The sequence below is a fragment of the Serratia oryzae genome (assembly GCF_001976145.1).
Lineage (GTDB): Bacteria > Pseudomonadota > Gammaproteobacteria > Enterobacterales > Enterobacteriaceae > Chania > Chania oryzae.
Map to the genome: position 1 here is coordinate 1 of NZ_MOXD01000043.1, position 1,360 is coordinate 1,360.

Genomic DNA, 1,360 nt, shown 5'->3' on the forward strand with positions numbered 1-1,360 from the left:
TGAACGTCAGCACCAATAATGCGGCGTTCAACTTTGGCGCGGCGGTAGGCAACAGCTTTGCCGGTAACGTGAATTTACAGGACACTCTGTTTGACCTGTCCGGCACCAACACCGCGGCGTTAACGCAGGCAACGCTGGCGCTCAATGCGGGAAGTCATACCACCGTGGGGACGGTTGGAACGACCAGCACCGAAGAGGTGGGCAATCTGGCGCTGAACGGTGGCGAACTGACCTTCTACGGCGTTATCCCGGGGGAGCGCGCCGATGGGCTGATCGGTACCGACAATTTCACCGCCACGGGCGGGATCGTGAATATCGAGGGGAATGCGGCCGTTGGCAACCGCGCGGGCAGTGGTTCGCTGCTCAACCAAATGACGGGCGATAATGCCATGCAGTTGGTCAGTGCCAACACGGCTACCGGTGCGGATACCCTCACCTTGCAAATCAACGGTACCGCGGTTGGGCAAGATACCACGTTCCAAATCGATCAGGGGGGCGTGCATGTTGCCAACGGCGTTTATGATTATGGCCTGAGCAACACGGGGAATAACGGCGCGGGCTTGTACATGAATTATGCCCTCACGGCCCTGCAACTGATTGAGGACGGCCCGAATGCGCTGGTGATAGCCACCGACGGGGTGGCGGGCTCCAACACCAACCTGTCGGTTAACGTCTTCGGCAGCGGGGGCGTGGTGCTGGACGGCACTCCGGCTGCATTGACTATCTCCAACAGCGGCAACAGCTACAGCGGCAGTACCACCATCCAGGGAACGGTGCTGGCCGGGGGCAATGGCACCCTGGGCAACACGTCTTTGCTGGCGGTTAACGGTGGCAGTCGCTTCAATCTCAACGGCTACACCCAGAGTGTGCAGAGTATAAGCAACAACGGCACGGTGCTGTTGGGCAGCGGCCTGCTGACCAGCGGCGCGTTCACCAATGGCGGCGTGATGGACCTGGGGACGGGGACGCTGGCGCTGACCGCCGGGGGGAGTTCGAGTTCGACAGGTGGCCTGACCGGTGATGGCTTGTTGAATGTCCAGGGGGGTACCTTTACGGTGAGCGCCGCAAACGGTGGCCTGACGGGTGACACCCAGATAGACAGCGGTGCCACGCTGGTACTGAACGGTGCCGGGACGCTGGGCAGCAGTGACGTGAACGTGGCGGGCAGCCTGACGTTTGCCCGTGACGGCAATTTTGCCAATCTGTTGAGTGGAACGGGCACCGTCAATACCGAGGGTGATGTGCAGCTGAGCGGGGCCAACACCTTCAGCGGTGCCCATGTGATTGCGGCGGGCAGCCGGTTGAGCGTCACCGCGGCGGATAATCTGGGGGCTGCGGCGGCGACGGTGGATTTAAGCAC

Annotated in this window: 1 pseudogene; it reads left to right on the forward strand. The window is 61.6% G+C overall.

Going from position 1 to position 1,360, the window contains the following annotated elements:
- Positions 1-1,360: pseudogene (locus tag BMI79_RS23875) on the forward strand (autotransporter outer membrane beta-barrel domain-containing protein); the annotation flags it as partial.